The organism is Pantoea phytobeneficialis, from assembly GCF_009728735.1.
Taxonomy (GTDB): domain Bacteria; phylum Pseudomonadota; class Gammaproteobacteria; order Enterobacterales; family Enterobacteriaceae; genus Pantoea; species Pantoea phytobeneficialis.
This window is the reverse complement of sequence record NZ_CP024636.1, coordinates 3,537,515-3,551,305: the sequence shown is the minus strand read 5'-3', so window position 1 is coordinate 3,551,305 and position 13,791 is coordinate 3,537,515. Positions and strand designations below refer to the sequence as shown.

Below are 13,791 nucleotides of genomic sequence, written 5' to 3'. Positions count from 1 at the left end.
ACACTCTCGTTAACCCTTCCATAACAAAAGAGGCCCGTAATGAAGCCCGCAATTCTGGTAGTGGATGACGATCGCGCGGTATGCGAACTGCTGCACGATGTATTGAGTGAACATGTTTTTACCGTATTCAGCTGCCATCAGGGAAAAGATGCGCTGACGTTGCTGGATAAACACCCGGAAATCTCGCTGGTGATGCTGGATATGATGCTGCCGGACACCAATGGTCTGCTGGTGCTACAGCAAATGCAGCGCCAACGGCCTGAGCTGCTGGTGATCATGCTAACGGGCATGGGATCAGAGGCGGATATGGTGGTGGGTCTGGAGATGGGCGCTGACGATTATATCGCCAAACCGTTTAATCCCCGCGTGGTTGTTGCACGGGCGCGTGCAGCATTACGCCGTTGTGGTCGGCTGGCGCAACCCGTCAGCACCCAGGACGAGGGTTGGCAGTTTAACGGCTGGCGACTGGATGAAACGCGCTGCCAACTGTTTAACCCCCAGCGTGAGACGGTGACGTTAACTCAGGGTGAATATGCGTTGCTGCGCGCCCTGGTGTGTCATGCCCGTAAAGTACTGACGCGCGACCAGTTGCTGGAGCTCACCCACAGCGAAACGCTGGATGTGTTCGACCGTACCATTGACGTGCTGATCATGCGGTTGCGCCGCAAGATTGAGATGAACCCGCATCAGCCGAGCCTGATCCGCACCATCCGTGGTCTGGGTTATGTTTTCTCTGCGGATGTGATGCGCCCGGCCTCTGCCGTGCATGTCACACAAATCGCCTGATCCATCCAGCGCTGCATCTCGGCCAGTGGCCGGGTGCCGTCCAGCGCATTCGCCGCGTGCAGATTAAAACAGGCGCAGGTATGCGCCAGCTTCAGCGTCTCGGTCATTGGCCAGCCCTGATGACTGGCGTATAACACGCCGGCACAAAAGGCATCCCCGGCCCCGACGCTGCCAACAATCTCTTCTGGCGTCAGTTGCCACGCCGGTTGCCAGCGCCCTTCACCGTTGACCTCCTGGCCCCATGCCCCTTCTGGCGCATGGATCACCACGCGTCGCCGGACGCCCTGCTGCACCAGCCAGGTCGCCGCCGCCGCAAAGGCGTCAGGCGGTGCGATCCCCGTCGCGCTGCGCAGCCTGACACCGGTCAGGGATTGCGCCTCCAGTTCGTTAATCACCAGATAATCGAGCCAGCGCAGTGCGGGCACCACCAGCGCCTGGTACTCCCCGACGCGCGACACAAGATCGAGCGAGGTCAGATAGCCGCGCTGCTGCATTTGCGCCAGTAGATGGGCACCGCGCGTGCCCCAATGTTCATCCGGTAAATCAAGGCAATCCAGCAGCAACAGATAACCGAGGTGGAAGATGCGATGGGAGGTATGGATAGCGGCAAAATGCGGTAAATCGAGCTGTGCATTGGCCCCGCGGGCATGAAAAAACGTACGCTGACCATCCGGTGTGGTCATCACCTGGGTCATGGCGGTGTTCACGCTTCGGGTGCGCTGTACCAGGCGGCGATCAACCTGATGCTGGTCCAGCAACTGCACGATAAAATCACCGTCGCTGTCCTCGCCGATCATCCCCACCCCGGCCAGCGGCAAATCAATCTGCATACGCGCCAGTGTGAACAACACGTTAAGCGCGGCCCCCCCGCTGCATTTTTCACTGTGGTGAATCTCCGCCAGCCAGCCTTGTTCCGGCCAGTGACTGATGCGTTGTACATGATCCACCAACATGCTGCCCGCTGCCAGGATGCCGCTGCGTATTGTCATCTCAGGCCCTCCCGGCGCTGCCGAACACCCGCATCTGCTGAGCCACCACGTTGCTGATATCACGCTCCACCGCCATCAGCAGCTCGGCAAAGGCGTCATAACGCGCCTCTCGCTGGGCAATCTGGTTCTCGATCGCCCCCAGTGCCGCCTGCGACATGCCGGTATAGAAGTTGATTTTGTGGATGCCCAGGCTGATGGCATGGCGGAAATCGGCGTCGCTGATACCTGAACCGCCATGCAACACCAACGGCACGCGTGCCGCATCACGGATCGCCGCCAGCCGGTCGAAATCGAGTTTCGGCTCGCCTTTATACTTACCGTGCGCATTGCCGATCGCCACGGCCAGACAATCAATGCCGGTGCTGCGCACAAACTCGGCTGCCAGTTGTGGATCGGTGAATTTATTGCTGTCGGCCTCGCCAAACAACGCGCCACCTTCATCGCCGCCCACTGCGCCAAGTTCCGCTTCCACCGATACGCCAAGCGCGTGACAGATTTTCACCACCTCCTGGGTCTGGCGCACATTCTCGTCATAACTGAGGGTGGAGCCATCAAACATCACCGAGGTAAAACCCAGGCGGATAGCCTGCATCACCGCGTCGAAGTGCAGGCCGTGATCGAGGTTGAGTACCACCGGAATATCGTGCAGCGCCGCTTCGGTACGAATGGCAGCAATCAGATGATCGAGGCTGACATACTTAAAATGCACCTCGGCAATGTTGATGATAAACGGCGAACGTTGCTGTTCCGCCGCGTGAAACAGCGCACGCAGAAAGTGGGTATCGAGCACGTTAAACGCGCCCAGCGCATAACCATTTTGTTGCGCATGAGCCAAACCCTGCGCCAGTGAAATCAGTGCCATAGGATGCTCCTTCAGGCCAGCCAGCGGGCATATTCGTTACACAGCAACCAGCGCGGATCTTCATCCTCATCAATCGGGTTGAAGCGTGCCAGCGGGGTGAGAAAGACATTGTCGTGTTCGTCGTCGTTCGGCATGGAGACTTCCCCTACCAGCACATCGCCGTAGCCCTCTTCGCCCCAGAAGCTGTGCCAGATGCCGGGGACAAGGGTGACGCTTTCGCCCGGCGACAGACGCAGTTGCGAACCGGCGGCATGGGTCTGGCGCAGGCCATCAAGGGTGACGTTAACCGGCGTGTTAGCCAGTTGCTGGCCGTCACGGTTGTGCAGCGTGACAATCAGGTTACCGCCGCCACGGTTGATAATGTCTTCCATCTTTTGCGGGTGATAATGCATCGGCGTCACCTGCCCTTCGCGCACATGCATGATTTTTTCCGCATAGGGTTTGCTCCACGGCTTACCGCCGCGTGAGCCGTTGCGCAGGGTGAACAGGGTTAACCCGGTCTGAAAAAAATCCTCGGCACCAAAGCTGGTGACATCCCAGCCCAGATGCAGGGCCAACAGTTCATCGGCGACAGATTTATCCAGCGCACGCCATTGGCTAAGACCGTAATCGGCCCAGCTCGGCAGGTGGACATCCTGGCGCATAAAGAATTCGCGGGTCAGTTGTAGAATGGCATTCACTTCCGAACGTTGCATCACTGCGTCTCCGGTCAGTGGGAAATTGGGGCGGCGCGAGCCTTAACTGAACAACATTACGCCGCCCAGGTCGGTTATTTCACCGTCCAGCCTTTGTAGCTGCCGACGTTGTTACGATCGATCATCGTCACCGGGATCAGCACCGGTTTGTCCGGCGCTGGCTTGCCTTGCAGGATGTCGTAGCCAATCTCCACGGCTTTGGCTGCCATCACCTGCGGATCTTGTGCCGGGGTGGCGACAAACAGCGAACCTTTGCGCTTCAGCGCCTCTTCACCGTCCGGGCTACCATCGACGCCGACAATAAAGAATTCGCTGCGCTGCGCCTGTTTGGCGGCCAGATCCGCGCCGATGGCGGTAGGATCATTAATCGCGAACACCGCATCAATTTTCGGGTTAGCTGACAGCAGGCCGGTCATCACTTCCAGCCCCCCTTCACGGCTGCCTTTGGCGTTTTGGTTCGATGACAGAATCTTGATATCAGGATGGGTTTTGAACTCCGCCTCGCAACCTTCGACACGGTTCTGCACGGCGGAAACCGGCGGCCCGTTGATGATCACCACGTTGCCTTTGTTTTTCAGGCGGTCGGAGATGTATTTACAGGCCATCGCCCCGGCCTGGGTGTTATCGGAGGTGATGGTGGCATCGGCCCCTTCGGCGGCCACGTCCACCGCCACCACCACGATACCGGCATCACGCGCGCGTTTCACCGCCGGGGCAATCCCTTTGGAGTCGGCGGCGTTGAGGATGATCATGTCCACTTTAGCGGCGATAAAGTTATCAATCTGCGCCACTTGCTGACCAAGATCGTAGCCGCTGGAGACCAGCGTCACCTTCACGTCGTCACCGGCCAGCTTGCGCGCTTCCAGGGCCGCCCCTTTGGTGATCTGCACGAAGAACGGGTTGGCGAGATCGCCGACGGTTACACCAATGGCTTTTAACTCTTTGGCCTGGACCAGCGGCGCACTGAGAAGCGTGGCCGCCAGCAGTCCGGTAAGGATCGGATTAAAACGCATAGTCGATGTTCTCCTGCTTTTTTTGGTTTTGTATTGTTGCTGCCCTTGCCCTCACCCTAACCCTCTCCCGCAAGCGGGAGAGGGAACCGATCGAGCATATGGCACATCCCCCTCTCCCTTATGGGAGAGGGCCGGGGTGAGGGTTACAGACCGCACCTACCCCACATGATGCCGGGTGCGATATTTATCGATCAGCACGGCGATAATGATCACCGCGCCTTTAATCACCAGTTGCCAGAAGTACGACACCCCCATCAGCGTCATACCGTTATTCAGGGTGGCGATAATCAGCGCACCAATCAGCGTGCCGGTAATGGTGCCGATGCCGCCGACGAAGCTGGTGCCGCCGAGGATCACCGCAGCGATAGCATCCAGCTCATAGCCGACACCGAGGTTGCCGTTGGCGCTGTAGAGACGCGAGGCGCTCATCAGGCCGCCCAAGCCGGACAGCAGGCCGCTCACCGCGTAGACAAACACCAGCACCGCGCCAACCTTGATACCGGTCAGCCGGGCGGCCTGCATGTTGCCGCCCACCGCATAGATGTGAACCCCCAGCGTGGTACGGCGCAGGATGAACCAGCACAGCGCAATTACCGCAAAGGCGATAACAATCAGCCAGGGAATCGGCCCGATGTAGCCGTTGCCGATCCACTCAAAGTTGATGTCGGAGTTGATCATCGTGGTGCCGTCGGCCAGCAGGTAGGCCGCACCACGCAGCGCGGTATAAGTACCGAGGGTGACGATAAACGGCGGCAGTCCCGCCCACGCCACCAGCAAGCCGTTGAACAGCCCCATGATCAGCCCTGCCCCGAGCGCCGCCGGAATGGTCAGGCTGGCGAAGGCCGGATCGAGCGACACCACCATTGCCACCACCGCGGTAGTACCGAGCATCGACCCCACCGACAAATCAATACCGCCGGTCAGAATCACAAAGGTCATCCCCGCCGCCAGCACGATGTTGATCGACGCCTGACGGGTAATGTTCAGCAGGTTGGCCTCGGTAAAAAAGTTCGGTGCAACAAAGCCAAACACCGCGACAATCAGAATCAAAATCGGCAGGATGCCAACGGTCTGCAACAGATCCGCCATCAGCGCCCGTTTCAGCGTGGGGTTTTTCATTCGGGTGGTTTCACTGGTCATCCTCGTCTCCTCACGCATGGGCCGGCTGTGCGCCGGTGGCCAGCGTCATAATGTTTTCCTGGCTGATCTCGTTCGCGCTTAATTCACCGGCAATGGTGCCGGCACGCATTACGTAAACCCGGTCGCTCATCCCCACCACTTCCGGCAGCTCGCTGGAGATCATCAGAATCGCCACGCCCTGCTGCGCCAGTTGGCTCATCATGCGATAGATCTCACTTTTGGCACCGACGTCGACACCGCGCGTCGGTTCATCGAGGATCAGGATGCGCGGTGCAATCGCCACCCAGCGCGACACCAGCAGCTTCTGCTGGTTGCCGCCGGAGAGGCCACCGGCACGGACCTGAGCATGGGGGACACGGATGTTGAGGGTCTGGATCGCTTCGCTGGCAATCTTCTGCCCTTTGCGGCGATTAAGCAGACCGTAACTGGCATCGCGTTCCAGCGTCGCCATCACAATGTTTTCCTGCGCCGCCAGTTCGAGAAACAAGCCCTGCTCTTTCCGGTTCTCGGTAAGAAAACCGATGCCGTGGGCGATGGCTTCACGCGGTGAATGAATTTTTACCTGTTCGCCATCGATCCAGATTTCCCCGCTGCTCGGTTTGTGCACCCCAAAAATCAGCTGCGCCAGCTCGCTGCGCCCGGCACCCACCAGTCCGGCAAGACCGACTATCTCCCCGGCCCGCACCGCCAGACTACTGGGATAAACCTTTTTGCCATCGCCAAGGTGATTCACGGCGAGACGAATGGCGCCGAACGGAATGGATCGATCTTTGTTAAACAGATCGCTGAGGGGCCGCCCGACCATCATGCGCACCAGCTCACTGGCATTCAGTTGGTCACGCGTCAGGCTGCCAACGTATTGACCATCGCGCAGCACGCTGACACGGTCGGAAAGCTCATACACTTCCGCCATACGATGGCTGATATAGATGATCGCCATGCCTTCACTGCGCAGACGTTTGATCAGCGCAAACAGTTGCTCGGTTTCGCGATTGGAGAGTGCAGCGGTCGGTTCATCCATCACCAGAATGCGACTTTTGCGATGCAGCGCACGGGCAATCTCCACCTGCTGCTGCTCAGCAATACTCAGTCGGCTCACCAGGTCAGTGGCGCTGAACTGCGCACCCAGGCGGTCAATCACCTGTTGTGCCTCTTCCGCCATTTGACGGCGTTTGACTAAACCGGCGCGAGTGATTTCACTGCCGAGGAAAATGTTCTCCGCCACCGTCAGGTTGGGTGCCAGGTTGATCTCCTGGTAAATCAGGGTGATGCCCGCCGCCAGCGCCTCTTTCGGACCTTTAATGGCGTAAGGCTGCCCATCAATCAGGATCTCCCCGCTGCTGGCGGTGTAAGCCCCGGCGAGGATCTTCATCAGGGTGCTTTTGCCTGCGCCGTTTTCCCCCATCAGCGCATGGACTTCACCGGGCCAGACCGTCAGGTCCACCCCTTTCAACGCGTAAAAGCTGCCAAAACGTCGGGTGATTGCCCGCATTTCCAGAATCGGTGTGGCCGTCATCGCTGCGCTCCTGCTGGCAAAGGGTGCAGCGAGTTAATCAGCGACAGATAAATGGAAAATGTCAGCCGCCATTTATATTTGTCATATTTCACCGCCGACCGACTTCTATACTCGCGCTGAATGAGGCCGGTTGGAGGGTGCAACATGAGTCGGAGCCTGGGCGCACGCGGTCGCCTGCTGCTGTTTAACCTGCTGGTGGTGTGCGTTACGCTGGCGGTCGGCCTCGTCGCTATTAGCGGATTTCGCCACGCCGGTCACATTCAGGAACAAGCCCAGGCGCAAACCCTGGCGGATATGAACGGCAGTCTGGCACTGGCACGCGATACCGCCAATGTGGCAACGGCGGCAGTGCGTTTGTCGCAGGTGGTGGGGGCACTGGAGTATCAAAGCGAATCGGCGCGGCTACAACAAACCCAGCAGGCGTTGCAGCAGTCGCTGAGCCGGCTGGCAAGCGCACCGCTGGCGGCACAGCAACCGGCATTGTTGCAACGTATTCGCGAGCGTAGCCAGATGCTGGAACAAAGTATCAATCAACTGCTGCTGAAAGGTCACGAACGCCATCTGCAACGTAACCTGATGCTGAGTGGCTTGTGGCAGGCGCAGCTATTGCTCAACCATATCGATAGCCTTGTCACCAGCCAGCCTCTGTCCCTCGACCTGCGTCAACAAACCGCCCGCCTGCTGACCGTGGCGATTCAGTCCACCGCGCCACAGGCAGCGGTGCGCCAACTGAATTCACTCAATGCAGCCTGGTCTGCCACCCCGTTGCAGGGGGTACTGGCCGACAAAGTGCAGCAACTGGTCAGCACCGAGTTGACGCTGCTGCCGGTTGCCAGCCAACTGGAGCAGAGTGATATCGCTATCGCCTATGCCACCTATCGCATCAAAGCCCTGGTGGCGATGTTGAATGATGACATCACCCATTACGTGCAACTGGTCGCGCAGCAGAATGACGCCCGCAGCCAGGCCACCCATCAGGAACTGGATTCCATCATCGGTTTTATCGTGCTGTTTATGCTGCTGGCGCTGCTGATCACCGGTTATGCCGGTTATTACATTTATCGCAACCTGGGCTCCAGTCTGACCGCGATCGCCCACGCCATGACGCAACTGGCGCAGGGGGAGAAAAGCGTCAACGTTCCCGGACTGGCACGGCGTGATGAACTGGGCGATCTGGCGCGCGCCTTCAACGTCTTCGCCCGCAATACCGCATCGCTGGCGCACACCTCACGCCTGTTAAAAGAGAAAAGTAACCAACTGGAATCAACCTTTCTGGCGATGCGCGATGGCTTTGCCCTGTTCGATAACGGCGGCGAGCTGGTGGTATGGAATGCACAGTACCCGCAACTGCTCGGCATTGCGCCGCGCGAGCTACATCGCGGCCTGCATTACCAACAATTGCTGAAGCGGCTGAAGATTGAACTGCATGGGCTGGGTGAAGCGCAGGAAGTGCGGCTGGCCGATGGCCGCACGCTGGAGTTGCGCTTCAGTCCGGTACCACGGCGTGGCATGGTCAATACCGTACTGGAACGCACGACACGCAAAGCGTTGGAAGAAGCGCTGCTGCACAGCCAGAAGATGAAAGCCGTCGGGCAACTGACCGGCGGTCTGGCGCATGATTTCAACAATCTGCTGGCGGTGATTATCGGCAGTCTGGCCCTGACCGTCGATCAACTGCCGCCCGGCACCCTCGCCAGCCGGGTGGAGCGCGCCCGTCAGGCCGCCGACCGCGCGGCGCAACTGACCCAGCGGCTGCTGGCCTTTTCGCGCAAACAGGCGCTCTACCCACGCGCCGTGTCGGTGGTGGAGTTGGTGGATAACCTTCAAGGCTTGTTGCAGCATTCGCTGCTGCCGGGCCAGCAACTGGTGATTGAGGCGCAGCGCCCCGGCTGGCCCGCGTGGATCGACGCCGGACAACTGGAAAACGCGCTGATGAATCTGGTGGTCAATGCGCGGGACGCGATGGAAAAACAGAGCGGCGAAATCCGTCTGCGTATCTGGCATCAGCACCGCGATGAAGGTGATCGTGTCACCATTGAAGTGATCGATCACGGCTGTGGCATGTCGGCGGAAGTACGCAGTCAGGTGTTCGAACCCTTCTTTACCACCAAAGCGCTGGGTAGCGGCAGCGGGCTGGGGCTATCGATGGTGTATGGCTTTGTCCGGCAATCTGGCGGGCAGATTGAACTGGAAACCGCCCCCGGCCAGGGCACCACCGTACGCCTGTTGCTGCCGCGCGCACCAGTCGTCGCCCAACCCGTCCCTGCGCCACTTCCCGCCACGCTGAGCGACAGTGCTGACCGGCTGGTGCTGGTGCTCGACGACGAACCGGCAGTACGCCAGACGTTGTGCGAGCATCTGCACCAGTTAGGTTATTTAACGCTGGAGTGTGGCGATGGCGAGAGCGCCCTCGCGCTGTTGCGCCAGACGCCGGATATTGAATTGCTGATCAGCGACCTGATGCTACCCGGCAGCCTGAACGGGGCGGATGTGATTCGCCAGGCCCAGCAGCACTACCCCCATCTCGCCACCTTGTTGATTAGCGGACAGGATCTGCGCCAGACGCCAGTTATGCTGCCGCTGTGTGAACGGCTGGCAAAACCCTGGCATCAGGCGCAACTGGTACAGGCGCTGGAACGCGCCTGGCAACGCAGTGAACGGCTTAATCGCGCCCGGCAGGCTGCCACAGCGGCACCGCTTTCCCGCTGATATAACGTTTACGCAGGCGGCTGGAGATGACATCCATCATCATCACGATGGCCGCCAGAATCAGGGTGATAAACATCACCACGTCCCAGTTCCATAAACGCATATTCTCGGCATACACCAGACCCACGCCACCCGCACCGACAAAACCCAACACCGCCGCCGAACGGGTGTTAGATTCAATCTGGTACAGGCTCAGGGCCAGGAAAGTCGGGAACGATTGGGTAAAAATGCCGAAGCGATGCTTCTGCAAACTGTTGGCTCCGACCGCGCCAAGCCCCCGGCTGGGCGAGCGTTCCACCGCTTCATGCCCTTCGGCGTAGAGCTTGCCCAGCAGGCCGATATCCTGCATCACAATCGCCAGCACCCCGGCCAGCGGCCCCATCCCGACGGCGCGTACAAAGATCAGCCCCCAAATCGCCATATCGATACCGCGCAGCACATCCAATACACGACGCATCAGCAGGGAAATTGGTCGGGTGATGGAACCGTGCATGACATTCCGCGCCGCGAGAAAGGAGATCGGTAACGCCAACAGCGTGGCGGTCAGGGTTCCGGCAAACACAATCGCCAGTGTGATGCCAATCTGCGACAGGTAGTAACCAAACGGCCAGTTGGCGAAATCCTGCCAGACAAACATGCGCAGAAAATAACGTCCCAGTTGCTGGCAGCCGATCAGCAGGCGACTCCATTCGATACCAAAGTATTCAAAGAAAAAAACGTAGTACAACAACACCGCCAGGGCGATCAGGGCGATCCGACGCAGGTAACGATTTTGCGCCGCAAACAGTTCCGGGTGTTGCTGCTTCAGCCGGCTGATATCCGGGGCCAGGGCGATCATGCGCGTTCTCCTTCCACCACGCGGCGGCGCAACCAGCCGGAGAGCGTATCCAGCAGTGACACCACCACAATGATCAGCAGCAGCGTAATGCTGACCTGATCATAACGATCCAGTTTGATATTGGTCATCAGCTCCTGACCGATGCCCCCCGCGCCGACCAGACCAAGAATGGTCGAGGAGCGGAAGTTGATCTCCAGACGCATAAAGCTGTAGGAGAGAAAGGTCGGTTTGACCTGCGGCCAGAAAGCAAAACGCATCCGCTGCAATTTGCTGGCCCCACAGGCGGCAAGGCCGCGTACCGGTTTGTCCGAGGCGCTCTCAATCGCTTCATAAAACAGCTTGGTCAGGCTGCCAATGGTGTGCAGCGCCAGGGCGAGAAAACCGGGGATCGCGCCGATACCAAAAGCCATCACAAACATCACCGCCCACGCCAGTTCCGGCATGGTACGCAGAAAGGCGACAAAGGCACGAATGGCGACGCGTGCGCTCTTCGGCGACTGAGTGTTATCGGCGGCGAAAAAGGCCAATACGGCGGCGATACCCACGCCGAGCAACGTGGAAGAAACTGCCAGTTGCAGGGTTTCCCAGATCAGCGGCAACTGGATATTCAGGCGATACCCCCAGTAAGCCAGGGAACCTTCGGTTTTGACATCGGCAAACAACACCGGCAAGTGCAAAACCGGCAGGGTTTCGCCGATGTAGTCAAAGAAATGCGGCAGCGATTGCCAGACCGTCACCAGGTTGAATTCTGCGATGTTGCCCGCAGCGAGATACAGCGCCACCAGCAGCAATGACCACAGCAGCGTGTCACGCTTTTGCTGACGGCGGATGCGTTGGTAGTAGTGTTCGAAGTCGGTCAAAGGGGGGAGTCCTGTGGTTGTGTGAGGTGCAGGTTGCTGCCCTCACCCTAACCCTCTCCCGCAAGCGGGAGAGGGAACTGATCGAGCATATGGCACATCTCCCTCTCCCTTATGGGAGAGGGCCGGGGTGAGGGTCACAGACCGCACCCAGTATGGCAAGGGCCGGGGTGAGGGTCACAGACCGCAGAGGTCTACCCACGGCTACCCTTCATCAGATCACGTTTCATATCAATGATGTTCTGATAATCCGCTACGGTAGCCGCGCCGATATGTTGCTCACCGCCCACCGCTTTAACAAAGCAGCTATGATCCTCTTTATCCAGTTTCTTGATGGTATCCACCACTTTCTGTTTAAAGTCAGCCGGAAGATTGTTGCTTACCAGGATCGGGCCATTCGGGATCAACGGTGACTGCCAGATGATGCGAATCTGCTTCATCAGGTCCGGGTGGTCCATACGAATCAGACGACCAAAGGCACCCGAGGTGTACCCGGTGTTGTAGTCGCCCACCAGTGAGGTCCAGGTCACCGCCCCGTCGAACTGACCGTTCAACACGCCGAGGATGTCCTGCTCATGGCCGCCAGAGAAGGTTACGTTAGAGAAGGTGCCTTTGTATTTGTCATCTACCGTACCGCCAAACTCTTTCTTAAACGCCTGATTTGGCATCAGGAAACCCGACGTTGAGTCCGGGTCAGCCATACCAAACGATTTACCCTTCAGATCTTCCAGCTTTTTGTACGGGCTGTCGGCCTTGACGATCACCACCGAGTGGTAACCTTTCGAACCGTCTTTGTCATCCACCACGATCCCGACGATATCCACGGCTTTCGGGTTTTGCAGGTAGACCGAGGCATAGGATGCGGGTGACATGCTCAGTACCAGGTCAATCTTGTTACCCAGCAGCCCCTGAATCACGCCTGAATAATCAGACGAGTTACGCAGTTGCGTGTCGACGTTCAGTTCTTTGTCGAAGAAGGTTTTCACGCACTGGTTGTCGCCAATCTGCTGGGTGGCGTTCTGACCGCCCAGAATCCCGAGGTTAAGCTGTTTTGGTGCATCCGCTGCGTTAACGCCAAAAGCCATCAGAGCGCCAGTCAGTAAAGCTAAAGAAGTCAGTTTCATTGGTGGTTATTCTCTTGCCGTGGGAGTTAGTGGAGCTGGTTAATTTCGTCGCCGTACAACTCGTGCAGCAGACCGTCGGTCAACTGCGCAGGATGTCCGTCAAACAGCACTTTGCCGCGCTGGATGCCGATCACGCGGGTGCAGTAGTTTTTCACCAGTTCAATCGAATGCAGGTTCACCATCACGCTGATGCCCTGTTCGCTGACCTGGCGCAGCACGTCCATGATGCGTTTAGTATTTTTTGGGTCGAGTGAGGCTACCGGCTCATCAGCCAGCAGGATTTTGGGGTTTTGCATCAACGCGCGGCAGATCGCCACACGTTGCATCTGCCCGCCCGACAGGTTCTCAGCGCGTTGCAGCGCCTGCGGCAGCATGTTCATCCACTGCAACAGTTCAATCGCCTGCGCACGGTCGGTTTCGGAAAACACTTTGAAGAAGGATTTCAGCGTAGAGGTCTGGCTGAGACGGCCAAGCAGGACGTTGGTCAACACATCGAGACGCGGCACCAGGCAGAAATCCTGGAAAATCATGCCGCATGCGCTGCGCCATTCACGCATCTGGCGGCTGTTCAGTTTCACCACATCATGCTGCTCCGCGCTAATAATGGCACCTTTGGACGCGCTGATGGTGCCGTTCAGCATATGTAACAATGTCGATTTACCTGCGCCAGAGCGGCCAATCACCGCTACCAGTTCTCCCGCATGCAGATCGAAACTGACATTATCCAGCACGCGATTTTCACCGTATGCCTTGCACAGTCCCTGCACCGACAGCACCTTATGGCCCTGCTGAATGTGCGGAACATAAGGATTGTCGATCACGGTTTTCAGTAGTGCCTGTGCCATCTTCCGCTCCGTTTCATCTGAGGTGTGAATTGCCCGCTTATTACGGCCAAAGGCGATGAAGGCTTGATGACAGGGAAATGATCAAACAATGACAGCACCCGTTACGGTTCAGTGTGTTCTGTAGCTACCGTCTTGAACGTCAAGCGGTAGCTGCGTAATTTTCATCCCACTTCATCCGCGTTTTCAGCACCCCGAAGCACTGATGAACCAGCTTGCGCATCACCGCTCCAAGCGCGGCCTTGCTGGCTTTGCCCTTCGCGATTAGCCTCTGGTACAGCGCCTTCGCCGGGGCATTCCACCTGATCGCTACGATCGCCGCCATATACAGTTTCGCCCTTACGTCTGCCGGGCCTGTTTTTGACATCCGCGCACGCCCCCTGACTGAGCTCCCGGACGTTTTTTCCACCGGTACCACAC

The 13,791-nt window shown here is 58.3% G+C and carries 13 protein-coding genes; 2 read left to right on the top strand and 11 right to left on the bottom strand.

All coding sequences use genetic code 11. The annotated features are described in order from the left end of the window. The first annotated feature begins 39 nt into the window (after positions 1–39). The gene (locus CTZ24_RS16365; RefSeq protein WP_036624905.1) at positions 40–786 is read left to right on the top strand and encodes a response regulator; all 747 of its coding nucleotides are present in this window, start codon (positions 40–42) and stop codon (positions 784–786) included. Here the strand turns inward: CTZ24_RS16365 and CTZ24_RS16360 are convergent. The 6 genes from CTZ24_RS16360 to CTZ24_RS16335 form a co-directional block, all read right to left on the bottom strand. Continuing rightward, positions 723–1,775, bottom strand: a complete 1,053-nt coding sequence (locus CTZ24_RS16360) for a carbohydrate kinase family protein (protein WP_208724085.1) — start codon at positions 1,773–1,775, stop codon at positions 723–725. The genes CTZ24_RS16365 and CTZ24_RS16360 overlap by 64 nt on opposite strands. Position 1,776: 1 nt before the next feature. After that, positions 1,777–2,637 carry a ketose 1,6-bisphosphate aldolase gene (locus tag CTZ24_RS16355; protein WP_208724084.1) on the bottom strand — a complete coding sequence of 287 codons (861 nt, stop codon included), beginning with the start codon at positions 2,635–2,637 and terminating at the stop codon, positions 1,777–1,779. An 11-nt stretch (positions 2,638–2,648) separates the two neighbouring features. Then, complete coding sequence (locus tag CTZ24_RS16350; RefSeq protein ID WP_021182811.1) at positions 2,649–3,332, bottom strand: D-lyxose/D-mannose isomerase; 684 nt, start codon at positions 3,330–3,332, stop codon at positions 2,649–2,651. Positions 3,333–3,406: 74 nt separating this feature from the next. Next, complete coding sequence (locus tag CTZ24_RS16345) at positions 3,407–4,345, bottom strand: ABC transporter substrate-binding protein (RefSeq protein WP_021182810.1); 939 nt, start codon at positions 4,343–4,345, stop codon at positions 3,407–3,409. A 156-nt stretch (positions 4,346–4,501) separates the two neighbouring features. Continuing rightward, positions 4,502–5,485: an ABC transporter permease subunit gene (locus tag CTZ24_RS16340; protein WP_208724083.1), complete on the bottom strand. Its 984-nt coding sequence runs from the start codon at positions 5,483–5,485 to the stop codon at positions 4,502–4,504. A gap of 10 nt (positions 5,486–5,495) precedes the next feature. Beyond that, complete coding sequence (locus CTZ24_RS16335) at positions 5,496–7,001, bottom strand: sugar ABC transporter ATP-binding protein (protein ID WP_208724082.1); 1,506 nt, start codon at positions 6,999–7,001, stop codon at positions 5,496–5,498. 144 nt (positions 7,002–7,145) lie between these two features. Between CTZ24_RS16335 and CTZ24_RS16330 the strand changes: the two genes are divergently transcribed. After that, complete coding sequence (locus tag CTZ24_RS16330) at positions 7,146–9,710, top strand: ATP-binding protein (protein WP_208724081.1); 2,565 nt, start codon at positions 7,146–7,148, stop codon at positions 9,708–9,710. Here the strand turns inward: CTZ24_RS16330 and phnE (CTZ24_RS16325) are convergent. The 5 genes from phnE (CTZ24_RS16325) to CTZ24_RS16305 all read right to left on the bottom strand — a co-directional run. Continuing rightward, complete coding sequence (phnE, locus tag CTZ24_RS16325; RefSeq protein WP_208724080.1) at positions 9,664–10,548, bottom strand: phosphonate ABC transporter, permease protein PhnE; 885 nt, start codon at positions 10,546–10,548, stop codon at positions 9,664–9,666. The two genes, CTZ24_RS16330 and phnE (CTZ24_RS16325), sit on opposite strands and share 47 nt — an antisense overlap. Next, a complete protein-coding gene (gene phnE / locus CTZ24_RS16320) occupies positions 10,545–11,408 on the bottom strand; it encodes a phosphonate ABC transporter, permease protein PhnE (protein WP_021182805.1) in 864 nt (287 codons plus the stop codon). Before phnE (CTZ24_RS16320) ends, phnE (CTZ24_RS16325) begins: the two co-directional genes overlap by 4 nt. Before the next feature lie 191 nt (positions 11,409–11,599). Further along, the gene (gene phnD, locus CTZ24_RS16315) at positions 11,600–12,529 is read right to left on the bottom strand and encodes a phosphonate ABC transporter substrate-binding protein (protein WP_021182804.1); all 930 of its coding nucleotides are present in this window, start codon (positions 12,527–12,529) and stop codon (positions 11,600–11,602) included. 26 nt (positions 12,530–12,555) lie between these two features. Continuing rightward, positions 12,556–13,374 carry a phosphonate ABC transporter ATP-binding protein gene (gene phnC, locus CTZ24_RS16310; protein ID WP_021182803.1) on the bottom strand — a complete coding sequence of 273 codons (819 nt, stop codon included), beginning with the start codon at positions 13,372–13,374 and terminating at the stop codon, positions 12,556–12,558. A 139-nt stretch (positions 13,375–13,513) separates the two neighbouring features. Next, positions 13,514–13,791: transposase (locus tag CTZ24_RS16305; protein ID WP_208723593.1), on the bottom strand; the 278-nt coding region annotated here is incomplete at its 5' end.